The organism is Nocardia transvalensis, from assembly GCF_015477765.1.
GTDB lineage: Bacteria > Actinomycetota > Actinomycetes > Mycobacteriales > Mycobacteriaceae > Nocardia > Nocardia transvalensis_A.
In genome coordinates, this window is record NZ_JADLQQ010000007.1 from 560,785 (window position 1) to 576,838 (window position 16,054).

Consider the following 16,054-nt stretch of genomic DNA (forward strand, 5'->3'; position numbering starts at 1 on the left):
ATCAGAGCTGTCCGTTCGCGGGAATGGTGGCGAGCACGCGGGTGCCATCGCCGGGTGAGCTGGTGACGGTCAGTGCGCCGCCGAGTTCGGCCAGCCGCTTGCGCATGCCGTGCAGGCCGAAGCCCCTGGCCTCGGCGGGGGTGAAACCGCGGCCGTCGTCGGTGATTTCCAGCTCGATGCGGTGCGAATACCGGGTGAGGACGACACCGACCGTGCCCGCGGCGGCGTGCTTGCGGACATTCGCCAGTGATTCCTGGGTACAGCGCAGCAGGGCGACGCGGGTCGGCTGGTCGCAGTCCAGGTCCGGGAGATCGGCGGTGACGGTGAGCCCGGTGTCCTCGCGGAATCGATCCACCGTGCGGCGCAACAGGTCCGCGAGCGTCGTCGACGCGACGCGGCCGTGCGGGTCCGCACCGACGAGAATGCGTGCCTCGGCGAGGTTGTCGCGTGCGGTGCGTTCGATCGACAGCAACTGCTCGGCCGCCCGCTCCGGTGCGGTGTCCAGGGCGGCGCGTGCGGCCTGGGAGAGTACGACGATGGAGGCGAAACCCTGGGCCAGGGTGTCGTGGATCTCGCGTGCGATCCGTTCCCGCTCCTCGGTGGCGCCCTGCCGTTGATGCGCCTCGGCCAGCCGGGCCTGCGCCTGTTCGAGTTCGGCGCGCAACCGTCCGGCGCGTTCGTCGCTGTGCCGTACGACCCGGTACATCCACAGCCCGATCAGGATGCCGCCCGCGCAACCGAGCAACGTGAAAGCGACGTTGCCGGTGAAGAAATCACGCCGGATGACGGCCCCGGCCAGGCTCGCCACCGCGCCGATGCCGGTCCAGGCGGCCGCCCGCCCCGGGCTCGAGGTGTGGATCCAGAACATCGGGAGCGACACGATGAAGAATGCGGCCCCACCCTCGAGCACGTAGGACATGACGCCGAGCAGCACGACGAGCAGGCCGAGGAACGCACTCGGACGCAGCAGCCGGGGCCGCCGCACCACGGTGACGTAGGCGGCGGCGAGCGCGGCCATCGACGTCACCGTCACGAACTTCGTTGTGCTGCTGCGATCCAGGACCGCGATCATCGGCGGGATCAGCCCGAACAGCACCCAGATGGCGAGGTACCAGCGGTGCAGCGCGCGCACCGCGAGCTGCGGCAGTTGATCCATTTCACTCAGCCTACGTACACCGGGGCTCGACCTGCCGATTCGGCTGTCTCGGCCTGCGGGCGCACCGGCCACCAGCATCGGTCACCGAGCACCAGCAGCAGCGCGGGCAGGATCAGGATCCTGATGACGAAGGCGTCGAGCAGCACGGCCACCGCGAGGGCGAACCCCATCTGTTTCATCTCGATGATGTGCAGCGGGATGAAGCTGGCGAACACGGTCAGCATGACGACCGCGGCGCTGGTGACCACGCTCGCCGAACCGCCGACGCCGTCGAGTATCGCGCGGCGAGTCGGCACGCCGCTGCGCGCCGCCTCCCGGATCCGGCTGAGCACGAATACCTGGTAATCCATCGACAGTCCGAACAGGATCACCAACAGCAGCAACGGAACCCGGGAGCCGATGGTGCCGGTCGAATGGAAGTCGAGCAGACCCTCGGCCCAGGTGTACTGGAACACCAGGGTCAGCAGACCGAGCGCGGCCGCGGCGGAGAGCAGGTTGAGCACGACACCGACCAGGCCGAGGACGACCGACCGGAACGCCCACACCGTCAGCAGGAAGGTCACCAGCAGCAGGGCACCGATGATCAGGGGCAGCTGCTGTCTCTGGTGCGCGGGGTAATCGGCGTAGCGGGCGACATCGCCGGTCACGGCCGATTCCACATCGGGCAGCGCGCCGACGGTTTCCGGCACGTACTCGCCGCGCAGCCGCTCCAGCGACGCCCGTGCCGCGTTGTCGCTCACGTAGTGCGGCACCGCCAGCTCGAGCAGCGCGACCCCGTTCGGCGAGCGGCGCAGCTCGGCCGCGCCCGCGAGCGCCGGATCAGCTTGTGCGCGCCGGGCCAGCTCCTGCAGGGCGCCGGTCACCTCGTCCGCGCGAGCGGGATCGGCGACCACCACCACCTGATGCCTCGACTTCAGGTGCGGGAAGGCCTGATTGAGCCGGTCGTAGGCCTGCATGGCCGGGATGCTGCGCGGATGGGTCTCCTGGCCCATATCGGTCAACTCGAGGCCGAGCAGGGGTGCCGCGGCGGCGAGCATCATCGGCACCGCGACAAGCAATGTGGCCCTCGGGTATCGGGCGGCGGGGCGCAGTATCGCGGCGGAGATCCGCCCGGGCGCGGACTTCGGTCGACTGCTGTGTGCCGGTGTGCGTGCGTTACGGCGGTCGGCCCGGGCCCCCAGGACGGTCAACAGGGCGGGGAGCACGGTCAGCGAGCTGAGCACGGCGACCGAGGTGACCAGAATTGCCGAGGTGCCGATCGAGGCGAATATGACGTCGTCGGCGAGATACATGGTGGCGCTCGACACCGCGACGGCCAGCCCCGACACCACCACCGCCCGGCCCGACGTAGCCGCCGCCAGACTCACCACCGCCGGCGCGTCGAGCCGACCGGCTGCCCGCGCGCGCTCCTCTCGCTCTCGTTTCAGATAGAACAACGTGTAGTCGACGCCGACCGCCATCCCGATCAGCAGGATGATATTGGTCCCGATGCCGTTGTCGGGCACCAGATGTGACACCGGCAGCGACAGACCGATGGCCGCGACGATCGATGAGATCGCCAGCAGCAGCGGCACCAACGCCATCACCACCGACCGGAAGACCATCAACAGGGTGATCAGAGTGATCGGCACCGCGATCATCTCGGTACGAGCCAGATCCCGGCCGCGTAACTCGTCGACCCCGCTGCCGATGGAGGGCCCACCGGTCTCCTCGACTCGAAGACCGGGATGCGCGTCCTGCACCTGCGCGGTCTGCGCACGCAACGCCCCCACCTTCTCGTCGCCCTCGAGTTCCGGCCCGCGCATCGTGACATCGACCCGCAACGCCGACGAATCATCCGAATACACAGGTGCGGCAACCGATTCCACTTCCGGCAGCGCCCGCATCCGTTCGGTGATCTCCTGTGCGGCGGCCGCCGCGTCCGCCGGATCCAGTCGATCGCCCGGCCGGGCGGTGATCAGCACCCGTTCCAGCGGCCGCTGCTGCAGCCCGCCCTGCGTGGCCATCGCCTCGCCACGGCCCGCCTCTCCGATCCAGAAATCCTCGGTGGCGGCATCCTTCCCACCGATCCCCACCCCCACACCGATGCACAACAGCACAAACAGCAACCACCCGCCGATCGCCCGCCAGGGGTGCCGAATGCTCCAGCGCGCCAAACCTATCCCACGATTTCGCATAGCGTGAATGCTCGTCGCGACGACTGTGCCATCGACAGGCTCGACCGATGGAACCTCGCGTCCACCATCCGGTGGACACAGGTCCTCCGCGGCACCGACGGCCTGCCGATCCGCTAAGGAAAGTTTTTCTACTACGACATGAACACTTTCCCGACGCGAATTCGCGAGAAATGCGGGTTAATATCCTACACAGTACTACTTTCGTCCGTTGAAGTCGCACTCGATTGGTAGCACGTCGGCGTGGCGGCCGCTGGCAAGGGGATGCGGTTCGCCGGTTAGCAGCTCCACCGCCTCGGCGACTTCGTGAATCGTGGCCCGAACGTAGGTGTGCGTGGCCCCCATCCAATTGCTGGCAGTGGTGTGGCCGGCGAATGCGCGTGCGACCGCGTAGCCGCACTCCCGTTCTACGAAGGTGAGGGTCGTGTGACGGATCCAGTGGGGAGTGACACCGAGTGATGCGGCCCAGCTGAGGTGCTGGCGAAGTCGAGCTGTCAGCGTGTCGTAGCGGCGCGGCCCCATCGCGCGACCACGGCGATATCGCAGGACATGGTCGGTGGTGGCAATGCCTCCGCGTCGTTGGATGTGTGACTGCAGATGGCTCATTAGTGTCGGTGAGACTGGTTGCCAGCGACTCGTCCCGCCCTTTTCGACCAGTTGCACCAAACAGTCGTCCGCGTCGAGTCCATTCACACGCAGGTTGAGTGCACCGCTTCGTCTGCAGGCGGTTTCGATATGCAGGCGGACCAGTAATGAGTCCAGTTCGCAGTCATTCCCGGTCGTTGACGCGACGTGCGCGAGCTCCAATACTTGCTCGCGACTCAATGCGTGGCGGGCGCTGGGACGTTGGGCCGGCTTGGCGACGTGGCTCGCGGGGTTGTCATAGGGGTGGATCAAGCGATCCTGCTCGGCATGTCGATACAGACAGCGGAACGCCGAGATGAAGTTGAGGGCAGCCGCATAGCCGCCGCGTGAATTGCACCTGACAGCGGCCCGCGTTCGGTGTTCGTTGACCAGCTGTTCAATCTCGAGGGCGTCCGGCTCGTCGAGAGTTCTCTCACCCCAGTGCATTTCGATAATCCGCCAGTAGCTTCCATAAACCTCGAGGGTGCTGGCAGGAACGGATACTCGTAGTCGCTGGAGGTACTCCCGGAAGGTGGGTAGCGCCTTGGTGCCGGCGTGAGCGGTTGTGAGGTCTTCGAGTCGGAGGCCGAGACGGCCGATGAGGTGGAGGGCGGTTTCGATATCGGCGGAACTCATGACGGGGGCCAGGTGCCGGGCGACAACCTCGACAACGCCGCTGCGACCGCGGCCATCGAATAGACAACCAGGACTCCGCGGTCCGATCCTCCTGCCAGGAGCACCCGGTCACCTGCACGAATGCCCCAGGCGTGGCGTGCTGCTGCAGGCAAGTAGAGATAGCCGGACGGGCTGATTCGCTGCTTGGACGTCAGCATGGCTCGGACAACGACCTCGGGACCCTCGAGGCTGATCGATATCGGCTGGCCGGGTTGCCACCCGAGTTCCCTGATGACGGAGCGGTCCGCGGCACGGCCGCGCGCGTCGATCGGCGTTGTCGCGCAGCGGAATCGTTCAATGCGCGAGTCACTCATTGCTGGAGGCCGCTCGAACTCGATAGGGGGAAATCGCGACTCTCGTGCTGTGGTGTTGAAGAGATACCCGAACGATATGTGATTTTCCAGGGACTTCGGCTTTTCTCCCCGCACCGACTTGTGTGCGGGATTATCGTTGCCATCGAACTCAACCATAGGAGCACCTCCCGCCGTGGGAAGGTCTGGCAGACCGGCCTATCGCTCGGTTCAACGAGAAATCTGCAGGAGTACCTGCCCATTCTGCTCTTGCTGCGCGGGCCTGCCAATTATCTTCATCCGGCTCCGTCTGTCGGTTGCCGGGTTGATTGCCGTCGCACGGCTGACAAATGAAACCAGGGTATCTCCGAAATCTACCCGGCGGCAATCTTCTGACGAAGAGCCCATGACATCCCGATGCTCGCATCAACCGGGCATACCGTCACTGAATCCGAGACCGGTTCGCCCCAAGGCTGTCCGCGATCGTTCTATTCGGGCAATATGGTGACCTCGATTAGGGCTTGCGGTTGGGTGCCATGACAGATGAGGCTCCAGTGAGCTCGTACGGTGATCCAGTCGTTGTTGAGACTGACTCTGAACACCGCGGTGGCCCTGGGAGTTCCGGCCAGAAGGCGTACGCAAGCATCCTCGATTGCTCGCGCGTCGTCCGAGTGGATTTGAGGGGGGTGATGGCGCCAGCAGGCGAGGGGGTCGTGGTCGGCGGTGATCCATTCGTGGATAAGGCGAGTGTTGAGATCGATAATGCCAACTGCGTGTCCGGGAGTGAGGGGTATGTGGCGTAGGGCCGCCGCCGCACAGTCAGGTGGGGGTGCGCTTTCGACAGTGGACATGTCGCAGACGATCGCGCGGATAGCATCGGCAGCCGGGGAGGTCCTGGCGGCGATATGGAGGATTCGGCGGGTGCCTTCAGGTGAGCGGGTTGTGGCTGTTCCGACCCAGGAATGGTCTGGTTCGTTCGGGTCGAATAATGCGAGAAATCCGGCTCGATCGTCCCAGCGGTCGAAGCATGACATCAGGACGGAAAGCGTTGTGTGAGTGCGTGTTCCGCCTGCTGGTAGCTCGAGTAGTCGTCGGAGTGCGGCTGATGCCACACAGGTTCCGGTGTCGGCATTCCATTCGATGGTTCCGCTCGGAGGAGGAGGTGGAGTGCGTTCGGAGGGCGCACCGGCCCAGAGGGCGACACCGAAAACATGATCAGTGGGTCCGAAGACTGGCACAGCTACGATGCGTAGCATTGGTCCGGATGGGAGGCGAGTTTCGTCGAACTCGGTTCGCCGGGTAGTCAGACAGCGTCCGACGAGGGGACCGAGGCGTCGGGCGATTGCGGCGCTAGTAGCGATGCTAACTCGATTGAGGTTGGCGAATCGGCGGCGGAAACTACCGTCGACGATCACTGACGGAGTGTGTATTGCACTGAGTGTTTCGACCACTACCCAGCGGTCAGGTGAGCGTCGCGGCTGGCGGCAGTGTGCGAAGGAAGTGATCCGTCTTGGCATGTTGGCCGGGGATGGTGGATCCGGATGGGGGACGTCCGAGCCGGCCCCGTTCTCGGAGGGGAATTCGGTCTGACCCGTGTGCATCAGGGTTTCTGGCGTTGATACGCCTCCGTCCGGTGCACCTGCGCACACGTGGCTTGCCGAAAGTCCGGTTGCGTGGTGAGGCGTGAGTGCGTCCCGAGCATATGAATTGGTCATTTGTCCGGCTCCTTTCCAGGCAAGCGTCAGTCGCTTTCGGCGGTTTGGGGGTCCCGCCGAACGCTGCCTGGCGTGGTCCACGAGGAACCGACCACAGCCGGATTCCCGCTGACAGCGGGAGCGCAATGTCCGATTGTAACTCGCAAATCCTCAGCGATCGATAGTGAATTTCACAAGACCAGCAGTGGTTTCCTGGTCGATGGCGACGAGGCTGGCGTTGGCGGTAATGGGGATCCAACTGCCGTCGGTGCCGCGGACGCGTAGGTGGCCGCTGGTGCTGGACTTGGCGAGACCCTTGGCCATGTCGATCATGGTGCGGCGGTCGTCGGGGTGGACTTCCGGTGTGGGCTCGCCTTTGACATTGCGCCATGCGATCTGATCGGGGATCGGGGAGCCGTGCACCCATCGGATCAAGCGGAGATTGCGCAGGTTAATCAGCGCGCGATACTCGCCGACGGGCACGTCGGCTTCGAGTAGCCGGTGTTCGAGCAGCACCAAGGGTTCTGGCTGCCCGTCGGAGCCTGTGGTGACTTCTTGGCTGATGCCACGCGCGACACGATGGATCTCACCGTTGACGAGCTGTTCGTAGATGCGGCAGGAGAAATGCGCTCGGCAGCGTGAGCCGTCGCGACGGTAGACCGTCCAAATGCCCTGGTGGGTGCTGCCAGGGACGGCTGCGATGATGCGCTTCATCGCCTGCAGTTCCCTCGCATCGGTCTTGACCTGGGCGAACATGTTCGCCACTGACCGTTCCTGGCCGCGTTCGTCCTCAGGGATGTCGGCGAGTTCGGCCCATTCCGGGCTGCCGAGGGCAGTCAAGGTTGTGAGGTTGATGTCCCACGACCCGGCTTTCGGCCGTTCCGGTGGAGATTGGTTCTCGGTGCCCGACCACACCTGTACGCCGTGCAACCGTGTGCCGACGAAGTGCGGATGTGCCTCGACTCGGTGGCCGGCCCCGGTTGCCGACAGGGGTTCGTGGGTGTGGGCAACCGTAGCGATGGCCTGCTTGATCTTGGCTGCCGCTCCCTTCACCGCCTTTTCTAGTGGGAGGAATTCCTTCGGGCGGCCACCCCAGTCGACGATGGTGTAGTTACCGTCCAGTTCACCGAACGTTTCAATGAGCAGCCACTGCGGTGACCGTGAGTGTTCTTCCTGTCGTAGGATTTTGTCGGCCATGCCGTCATGATGCGCTTTTCCTGTCCTAGGGTCACGAAAATGGGGAATGATGCCAACAGAAACTGTGATCTTCGGTGACACCTATTTCCGTGACCCACACCTGTTCTACCGTCAGGTGCACCAGCGCGGGCCGATCCACCGGTTCACCACTCCGTCCGGGGTCCACGGGTGGCTGGTAACCGCTGAACCTCTGGCACGCACCGTGCTCACGGACCCGCGGATCGGCAAGGGCCGTGACACCATGCTCGGTGTCTCGGCTGCCGACGGGACTCGCGTCGGAATGCGGCAACGGCTGTTGCGATACGCCACCGAATGGGTCGTTACGCACATGCTCGGCGCCGATCCTCCCGACCACACGCGGTTACGAAAAGCAGTATCCGACCACTTCAGCCCTCGCGCTGTCACCGCGTTGACACCACGTATCGACGCTCTTGCCACTGACTTTGTCGACGCTATGGACTTCCCGGGGCCGGTGGACTTGGTGTCGGCATTGGCGTGCCCACTGCCGGTCGCCGTGATCTGCCGAATCACCGGCATCTCCGACCGGCACCGGCACCGCATCGAACGATCTTCGGCTGTCCTGTCCGACGTCACCGTTGCCGACGCTGGTGAATTACGCCGTGCCAGCATCGATTTCGCCCGTTTGATCTTGCCGTACTTCGCGTCCCGTCGACTGCGTCCGCGCGACGACCTGATCACCTCGCTGACTCGCCATATGGGTGCTGGTGAGCTGAATCTGAAGGAAGCCTTGTCGACGGTCGCGCTGCTGTTGATCGCCGGGCACGAAACCACATCGAACCTGATCCTCGGGACCATGCTTGCGCTGTTGCGGGACCCGGAAGAGTTCGACCGGGTGCGCTCGGACCCGGTCCGGCTCGGTGCTGTCATCGATGAAACCCTGCGCACCGATCCCCCGTTGCCGGTCGCGACACTGCGTCAGGCGCATACGGACCTCGACCTCGCCGGAGTTCACGTCAGCCGAGGGGAACTACTGATGGTGTCGCTGCTGGCGGCGAACCACGACCCGGCAATTATCAGCGACCCAGACACATTTGATGCCGGTCGCTCTGTTCAGCACATGTCCTTCGGCGCCGGAATCCACCACTGCCTCGGTGCGCGTCTGGCTCGTGTCGAGGCGACTGCAGCAATTACCCGCTTGGTCGAGCGTTATCCGCACATCAGCCTCGCCATCCCCGCTGAATCGCTTCGATGGCGGCGCAGCATCTTCTTCCGCAGGCTTGAATCCCTGCCCGTAATCCTTTCCAGGGGTACGTGACACCGACCGAAGGACTACCTGGATTGAGGATGTTGCGCTCCAGAGCTGCCTGGGACATATGGTCGGTTGCCCATAGGTTGCGGCCGAGTGTGATGTGAGTTACATTGGTGTTCCTCCCTGGCTTTCGGGGGCTCCCGGCAACCGCAGAAGCGGAACCGGATGAAGGCCGACCGGCATCCTTTCTTTTCCCGCTCTGCATGTCATTGCGTGCCATGTGGCTGCAGTGTCGCGGGCGTCGGCCGGTGCAGTCGCCACGATCCCAAGAAAAATCTCTGCACGATAGTGCTTTCGCGGATCGTGGGTTGGCTCGAGGAGGTAACGATGCGTGCACCGTCTCTGCACAGCAGCAATGATGAGATGTTCGGCGACCAAGCGAACCGGAGCGATCTCCGAACGCCAGGTTGCAGACGGACCAGCGTGCTGTGTGATGAAACGCTGAGCGAACGGCTCGAGCGGCTGTACGACGAAGAGATCGACGGGATCCTGCGTCGGCGGAGGTTGGTGCGCCAGCAGCGCCGCACGCGAGATCAGCCGATGCGTGAGTGGCGTGATGTTGGCTTGCGTCAGCATCGCCCACGCGAGTGCTCGGCGTAGAGAGTTTTCTGGTTGTCGCTACTCGGGATTCTGTTGCGACATAAATTCATTCGATTGGTTTGTACGAACCCGTCCGAAGAGCGAGCTAGGTTCTCCGCGATCTTTTACTGGTGGGTGTACCGGATGTGCTGGTGCGTCAGTCAGGCCGCCAGGCAATAGGGCAGAGGCTGGCTCCCCTACGCCCGTTGGCGAAGGCGGGTGATTGGAGGTGCGCGGTGACGGCTGGCATGTGTGATCGATGCGGTGCCCGTGATGGAACTGATCGCATTCTGAATATTCACGAAATCAGTGCCCGGACTGGGGATTCCCCGGATCGGATTCGTCATTTGCGTGTGGTGGGACACGAGCTGTATTCGAAGGCGTGGAAGAGTGGGGATGCGCCGAATGCACCGCTGCGGCTGGAGCAGTCGAAGGTGGACGCCTGGGTTGCGTCTCGGCGCAACGCGGATCGCCGGAGCGGCCTGTGAAAGACATTGTCTTGGGCGGGGACCCATCGGCTGGAACCAAGCCCTATCGCCTCCGGTGCCTTCTGATCGGTGCGATCACCGGGGCGACGGTAGTGGCCGGCGTCGTACCAGGCGTCGCGAAAGCTCAGAGTGGTAGCGATTACCCGAACCGGGAGTGCCCTGTAGTGGCCGGTGTGTTTGTGCCGGGCACATGGGAGACGAGCGCGCAGGCAGACGAGCGCGCACCCGTGGGTCTGCTGGCGCCGGTGGCGACGGAGCTGGCGCAGCGGTTCGGTGACCGGTTCGCCTACCGGTTCCCGGCTTATGCTGCCGCGGCGTTCGATCGGATACCCTACGGTGACAGCAAGGCCACTGGCGTGGCCGCGGTGCGCCGTGTGGTGTCGGACTTCGGTAATCGTTGTCCGGCAACGAAGTTCGTGGTTGCTGGGTACAGCCAGGGCGCCGACGCGGTGGGCGACGTGGTTACGTCGATCGGATGCTCGGGGGAGCCGGTATCTGCTGATCGTGTGCTGGCGGTCGGGTTGATCGCGGACCCGCGTCGTGGTGCGGCGGGGGACAGGCTGGTCGGCCCGCAGGTCGATGGTCAGGGAATTGCCGGTGCGCGGTCAGGCTTTTGCCAGTTGTCGGGGGTCACTGCGGAGATCTGTGCCGACCAGGACCTGTATTGCTCCACCGATGCCGCACAGCATCCGATTCTGTCGGGACTGGGGCGTGTGCTGTCGCAGCCGACGGGACCGGCCGGCCAGAGTGGGCAGAGCGCGGAGGGGGTCGGCACCGACGGGGCGTTGACGGATTTGACGCGGTCGCTGGTGTCGAACTTCGGCGAGGTGCATCTGGACCAGGTTCTGTCGGCGATCGAGGCGCTGGTGGCGCAGGTGAGTTCCGGGCATCCGGATCCGGGGCAGATCTCTCGCAGCGTGGAGACCCTGACGGCGACGCTACGGCCGCTCGGGGACCTCGCGGCGTGGGCGGCAGGAAATCCCGGGGCTCAGGCGCGGCTGGCGGATGCCGCCGAGGGCTCACCGGATCGCGTCGCGGGGCAGATCTTGGGCGCTACGTCGCAATCGGATCTGACTGGCGCGCTGGATGCGCTGGCATCCATCGGGTCTCAGATCGCGTCCCTCGGGGCGGGGCACGCCGACAACGGAGAGCTGGCGGCTGCGGCTGATCGGGTGGCGTCTGCGACGGTGCCGCTGACCGAATCGGTGGCGACCTCCCCAGCCGACATGCTCAGTGACGCGTCACGGGTGTTGTCGGTGCTGAAGCCATCGGTCCTGGTGGACCAGGTCACCAACGTGGCGGTGAACGGGCTGCGGTTCGCCGGAAACCTTCCCGGCCTGCTCGAGGTGCTGAACCGGATCGTGGGCCTGATCGGTGACCCAGCGATGGACCTGGCAACGAAGGTGCGCGGCTTGCACGAGCTGTTCGGGAAGGTGAATACCGCGTTCGAGCCCATGGTGCGGTTGGCAGCGGGAGTCGACTTGCACACCGTGTCCGGGTTGATCGGTTTGATCCCGGACAGCAGCGGGGCCGCGCAGATCATCTCCGTGCTGGTAGGGCTACTGGCCAACCTGGATGTAGCGGCGCTAGCCGCGCAGATCGGGCATCTGCAGGAGAACCTGTGGCAGATCGTCGAAGCCATTGCCGCAGGCGCGAATCCAGTCGATATCGCTACTCGCGCAACAGCGTTCATACCGACACTGTTGGGATTTGCCACCATCGCGGTCGACACTCTGACGGGCGCACCGAAGTCGAGCGACTTCGCGACTGGTGGGCAGGACTTGTCGGGGGTGGCCCGGTCGCTGACGGACACGCAGCTCGTGCAGGGTGCGGATGCGTTGGCGCAGCTGGCATCGGAAGGGTTCAGCGCCGCTTCGTTTTTCGGGTCGGGAGTGCATCAGGGCTACGACCAGTACGTCGTCGATGGGCAGCGGACCGCGACGCAGTGGCTGGCCGACTGGTTCACCAACCGGATCCGGTCGCTCGGACTGGTGTGATGAGCACCGGACCGATACGAGCGCTGGTGGCGGTCAGCGCGGTACCGGCCGCAGCGGGATTGCTGCTGATCGGCGCTGGCGACCGGACACCGCCGGATCCGCGTTGCCTCCCGGATATACCGCGGGTGTCACGCCAGCAGCCAATGTCGTCACAGCACGCAGTGTTCCCGCTACCGGCGGGCAGCTACACGGTGTCCTCACCGTTCGGGCCGCGCGACGACGGGTTCCACAGCGGCGTAGATCTGGCTGCACCTCGGGGCACCGCGATCCTCGCGGCGCTGGATGGCAGGGTGGTGGCGGCTGGGCCGGCGTCGGGGTTCGGGAACTGGATCGTCGTGGACAGCCAGCGCCCGGACGGGCTGGTGTCGACGGTGTACGGGCACATGTTCGGCGATGGTGTCCTGGTCCGCGTGAACGAGACCGTGCGCGCGGGCCAGCAGATCGGTGCGGTCGGCAGCGCGGGCGCATCCACCGGCCCGCACCTGCATTTCGAAGTCTGGCCGGGGGGCCGATTTCAGGGCGGAGGCGCCGTGGACCCGATGCCCTGGCTCGGGGCGACCCCGCCGGAGGAAGCGCGCGGCCCGGCGCAGCAGGTGGGGCTTTCGGGCGGGTTCGGGATGACGTCACGCTCCCAGCGTGGACGAGGTTCGACCACAGCCGCAGTGGGATGTGCGCCGACCTTCGGGGGCAGTCCGTTGTTACCCGGGTTGGTGCCGCCGGAATTTGAGCTGTGGATCCGCAAGGCTGCGGTCCAGTGCCCGGGGCTGTCGGAGCCCATCGTGGCGGCGCAGCTGCGGCAGGAGTCGGGATTCAACCGCTGGGCCCGCTCGCCTGCCGGGGCATTGGGACCGGCTCAGTTCATGCCCGGCACCTGGGCCGGGCACGGTGTGGATGGTGACGGTGACGGGACTGCGGATGTGTTCTCGATACCGGATGCGGTGGTGTCGCAGGGCAAGTACGCGTGCGAGCTGATCGGTATCGCGAAAACCGCTCTAGCAGAAGGTCGCTTACGCGGTGAGCTGACCGAGCTGTGGTTGAGCATGTACAACTGCGGCGCCCAGAACACCCTCGATCAGGGCGGGGTCTGCCAGAACGCCGAAACCCGGACCTACGTCCGCACGATCCCGGAACTGGCCACTCGCTACTACACCGGACTCTCCACCCAGCGACCGGATATCCGTGCCGGTGGGGGAGCGACATGATCAATGGGACATCCAGTTCGACAGAGCCCTTACCCAGCACCCAGTTCCGCGGCCCGGCCACTGAGCCAAAGGTTGACCAACCGAAGGAGGTCACCGTGACCGAACACCCGACAGGCACCGGCGACATCGCCGGTGAGCGTGAGGATTACACCGCTGAACGGCCGGTCGATCTTCGCCGACAGCGACTTCGCCCGGCCGGATCGCCGGACGCTGCAGCACAGGAGCCCGCCAACACCGGCCGACAGGCAGCCGACAGTGATGCGGGGCAGGACATTTCGGATCCCTATGGGGTCGGCGCGGAGAATCTGGAGGGATCGGGACCGGATGCGCGGGAGGTCGCCGCGGTGCGGGAAGCGCGGCTGGCGATGCTGCGCCACCCTGCCCCGGGTGTGGAGACCGATCCGGCGCAATGGGGGTGGCGGGGCGCGCTGAACAGTCTCGGACTGCGCTTGCGACCACGCCGGGAGAGTGCGGAAGTGGCGTATCGCCACGCCGTGGAGCGGATCCGTCAGCCGCTGGCCGGGACACCGCTCGTGGTGGTGGCCAACCCGAAGGGCGGCACCGGCGTGACCCCTGCCGTGGTGCTGTTGTCGGCGTTGTTCGCTCAGCATCGCGGCGGCCAGGTCGTGGCCTGGGACGCCAACGAAGCCTGCGGCACCTTGGCGGACCGCGCCGCGGTCTCGACGGGTCCGGAGACGGTGTGGGATGTTCTCGGACACGCCCGCCAGCTGTGTTCGGCGAACGCGGACGCCTCCGGCCTGGCCCGGTTCCTGCATCGGCAGCCGACCCTGGACGAGGTACTGGCCTCCGACCACGCACCTGGCGGCAGCTGCTGCGTCGGCACCGAGGAGTGCGCGGCCATCTGGGCGGTGCTGCGCCGCCATCGTTCTCTCGTCGTGGCCGACACCGGCAACAACGACCGCGCGCCCGCGTTCCGCTGGGCGATCGAGCACGCCACGCAGCTCGTTGTCCCCGTGATCGGCCGTCGCGACGCCGTGGTCGCGGCCCTGCGGCTGCTGGACGGGATCGCCGACGACGGTCACGACGAACTCGCGGCCGCCGCGGTGGTCGTCCTGGCGGCCGGGGGTGATTCCGGCATGGCAGCCGAAGCGCTGAGCACCGCCGGAGTGCAGCGCGTGGTCGGTGTGCCGTTCGACCCGGTCCTCGCCAGCGGAGAACGCATTGTCGTGCCACGGCTGCGCAGGACCACCGTCGCTGCGTGGACCGAGGTGGCGGCTCTGGTCGCCGACGGCATCGCTGACTCTTTCGCACACGACCAAACACCACTGGAAAGCGACTTCATCCCCGAACCCCGATGGGTAGCAAACGATCTGGATTCGCTGACGGTGAAACAGCGACGGATGCTCGCCTACGCATTACGTGAGGGGACTGCCGCCTTCACAGGCCATTTCCGTGCACCCGCCACCGGCGAACGACTCAGCGATCCCGGCCGATGACTCGGCAGCCATCCCGAGGGAGGTCCACCATGTTCAATTCCTCTGCGGCGCTGGCGTTTCGGCGCATCATAGCGAGGATCAGTGCGCAGAGCGCGCTGATCGCCGTGGGACTGGCCCTTGCATCGGCTCCGGCGCGAGCCGACGGAATCCAGAATCCACTCGACGGCGTGAGCCCCGACCTGGGCCTGTTCTCCGGCGCACTAGACGCGTCGTGGAAACGAGTGGTCGCCTTCATCTGGGCGCTCGTGGTGATCGGTTCGTCGGTGCGGGTGATCGTCGGCGCATTCAAGGTCCGGCGGGCTAAATCCCGCGGCTACGCCAACGACCTCGCCGAAGGCAGCGAAGAACTCCAAGACGCCCTGATCTCACTTGGGCTGGTCGGACTGGCCTCACCCATCATCGCCACCGTGTTGTTCGTCGTCAGCGGAAGCCACTGAACAAACAGTCGCACAAGGAGATTCGCCCCTGAACCTGGCTGGCTGTCAGGTCACAACATTGGAGGAGGTGTAGCAGATGACAAGTAGCAGAAACAGATTCGCGGACCTTACGCCGGACACGATGTCCGCACCCGCGCAGAACGCCGACCCAGCAGCCCCCGGCGCACACAGGTGGTCGCCGCGTCGATGGCTGTTTCTCGCGGGCACTGTCACCGCGCTGGGGTTGTGTCTAGTGCTGATCCTGAACTCCTGTGACCAGCGTCGGAACAAGGGTGCGGATATCACCATCCGTGCAGCCCACGGCCCGACAGCCTCGGTTGCGGGAGTCCCAATCGGTTACACGCACGATCAGCCCGGCGCCGCCACCGCAGGCGTAAACACCATTCAGGCACTGACTCAAGCACGACAGGGGCGCGTCCGGATGGAAGCGGTCGTCGCCGCATTGATCGCCCGCGATCCCGGGCCAGGACTGCGGAAGTCGATCCAGATCGGTCGTGACCGCAGCGAAGGCCGCGACGTGGTGAACTCGGTCCCTGCCGCGGTCAGCGTGACCAGCTATTCACCGTCTGCGGCGCGAGTATCGGTGTGGACCATGGTGATCTCGTGCGGCGCGATCACCGACAAAGCAGCCCCATCGGTGATCACCGCTTGGTCGACCCACAACATCGACCTGGTGTGGGAGGCCGGGGACTGGAAGGCAAAGGAAACCACCGGTCACGTCGGCCCCGCTCCCGACCAGACCGTGTCTCCGGCCGCAGATTCCCCACTGGCCCAGCCGGTCCAGCCCGGCTACTACTCCTTCTACATCAACTAG

Annotated in this window: 13 protein-coding genes; 7 read left to right on the plus strand and 6 right to left on the minus strand. The window is 65.4% G+C overall.

From position 1 onward, the window contains the following. Position 1 precedes the first annotated feature (1 nt). From IU452_RS23365 to IU452_RS23390, 6 genes are all read right to left on the minus strand, one after another. Positions 2-1,156, minus strand: a complete 1,155-nt coding sequence (locus tag IU452_RS23365) for a sensor histidine kinase (protein ID WP_195111235.1) — start codon at positions 1,154-1,156, stop codon at positions 2-4. 5 nt (positions 1,157-1,161) lie between these two features. Continuing rightward, a complete protein-coding gene (locus tag IU452_RS23370) occupies positions 1,162-3,333 on the minus strand; it encodes an MMPL family transporter (protein ID WP_195111236.1) in 2,172 nt (723 codons plus the stop codon). 195 nt (positions 3,334-3,528) lie between these two features. Next, a complete protein-coding gene (locus tag IU452_RS23375; RefSeq protein ID WP_195111237.1) occupies positions 3,529-4,590 on the minus strand; it encodes a tyrosine-type recombinase/integrase in 1,062 nt (353 codons plus the stop codon). Beyond that, positions 4,587-5,099: a hypothetical protein gene (locus IU452_RS23380; protein ID WP_195111238.1), complete on the minus strand. Its 513-nt coding sequence runs from the start codon at positions 5,097-5,099 to the stop codon at positions 4,587-4,589. The genes IU452_RS23375 and IU452_RS23380 overlap by 4 nt, the downstream gene beginning before the upstream one ends. Positions 5,100-5,407: 308 nt before the next feature. Continuing rightward, positions 5,408-6,634 (minus strand): GAF domain-containing protein, encoded by a 1,227-nt coding sequence (locus tag IU452_RS39595; RefSeq protein ID WP_416382353.1) that lies wholly within the window; start codon positions 6,632-6,634, stop codon positions 5,408-5,410. Positions 6,635-6,784: 150 nt separating this feature from the next. Next, positions 6,785-7,810 carry a GAF domain-containing protein gene (locus IU452_RS23390; protein WP_195111240.1) on the minus strand — a complete coding sequence of 342 codons (1,026 nt, stop codon included), beginning with the start codon at positions 7,808-7,810 and terminating at the stop codon, positions 6,785-6,787. A 64-nt stretch (positions 7,811-7,874) separates the two neighbouring features. On the opposite strand from IU452_RS23390, the gene IU452_RS38345 reads away from it, so the two are divergent. From IU452_RS38345 to IU452_RS23430, 7 genes are all read left to right on the plus strand, one after another. After that, on the plus strand, positions 7,875-9,086 hold the full coding sequence (locus IU452_RS38345; RefSeq protein WP_195111241.1) for a cytochrome P450: 1,212 nt from the start codon (positions 7,875-7,877) through the stop codon (positions 9,084-9,086). A 321-nt stretch (positions 9,087-9,407) separates the two neighbouring features. Continuing rightward, positions 9,408-9,680 (plus strand): hypothetical protein, encoded by a 273-nt coding sequence (locus IU452_RS23400; protein WP_195111242.1) that lies wholly within the window; start codon positions 9,408-9,410, stop codon positions 9,678-9,680. A 631-nt stretch (positions 9,681-10,311) separates the two neighbouring features. Continuing rightward, positions 10,312-12,144, plus strand: coding sequence for a cutinase family protein (locus IU452_RS23405; RefSeq protein ID WP_195111243.1), 1,833 nt, complete (start codon positions 10,312-10,314; stop codon positions 12,142-12,144). After that, positions 12,144-13,346 carry a M23 family metallopeptidase gene (locus IU452_RS39260; RefSeq protein WP_324192777.1) on the plus strand — a complete coding sequence of 401 codons (1,203 nt, stop codon included), beginning with the start codon at positions 12,144-12,146 and terminating at the stop codon, positions 13,344-13,346. Before IU452_RS23405 ends, IU452_RS39260 begins: the two co-directional genes overlap by 1 nt. A gap of 95 nt (positions 13,347-13,441) precedes the next feature. Beyond that, positions 13,442-14,803, plus strand: coding sequence for a MinD/ParA family ATP-binding protein (locus IU452_RS23420; protein ID WP_195111244.1), 1,362 nt, complete (start codon positions 13,442-13,444; stop codon positions 14,801-14,803). A 29-nt stretch (positions 14,804-14,832) separates the two neighbouring features. Beyond that, entirely contained in the window at positions 14,833-15,240 is a 408-nt protein-coding gene (locus tag IU452_RS23425) for a hypothetical protein (protein WP_195111245.1), read from the plus strand. Positions 15,241-15,472: 232 nt separating this feature from the next. Then, on the plus strand, positions 15,473-16,054 hold the full coding sequence (locus IU452_RS23430) for a hypothetical protein (protein ID WP_195111246.1): 582 nt from the start codon (positions 15,473-15,475) through the stop codon (positions 16,052-16,054).

Excerpts from the sequence above, each read along its gene's own strand:
- IU452_RS23370 (WP_195111236.1), bottom strand. The coding sequence starts at position 3,333 with ATGCGAAATCGTGGGATAGGTTTGGCGCGCTGGAGCATTCGGCACCCC.
- IU452_RS23365 (WP_195111235.1), bottom strand. The coding sequence starts at position 1,156 with ATGGATCAACTGCCGCAGCTCGCGGTGCGCGCGCTGCACCGCTGGTAC.
- IU452_RS23375 (WP_195111237.1), bottom strand. The coding sequence starts at position 4,590 with ATGAGTTCCGCCGATATCGAAACCGCCCTCCACCTCATCGGCCGTCTC.
- IU452_RS23425 (WP_195111245.1), top strand. The coding sequence starts at position 14,833 with ATGTTCAATTCCTCTGCGGCGCTGGCGTTTCGGCGCATCATAGCGAGG.
- IU452_RS23380 (WP_195111238.1), bottom strand. The coding sequence starts at position 5,099 with ATGGTTGAGTTCGATGGCAACGATAATCCCGCACACAAGTCGGTGCGG.
- IU452_RS23390 (WP_195111240.1), bottom strand. The coding sequence starts at position 7,810 with ATGGCCGACAAAATCCTACGACAGGAAGAACACTCACGGTCACCGCAG.
- IU452_RS39595 (WP_416382353.1), bottom strand. The coding sequence starts at position 6,634 with ATGACCAATTCATATGCTCGGGACGCACTCACGCCTCACCACGCAACC.
- IU452_RS39260 (WP_324192777.1), top strand. The coding sequence starts at position 12,144 with ATGAGCACCGGACCGATACGAGCGCTGGTGGCGGTCAGCGCGGTACCG.
- IU452_RS23400 (WP_195111242.1), top strand. The coding sequence starts at position 9,408 with ATGCGTGCACCGTCTCTGCACAGCAGCAATGATGAGATGTTCGGCGAC.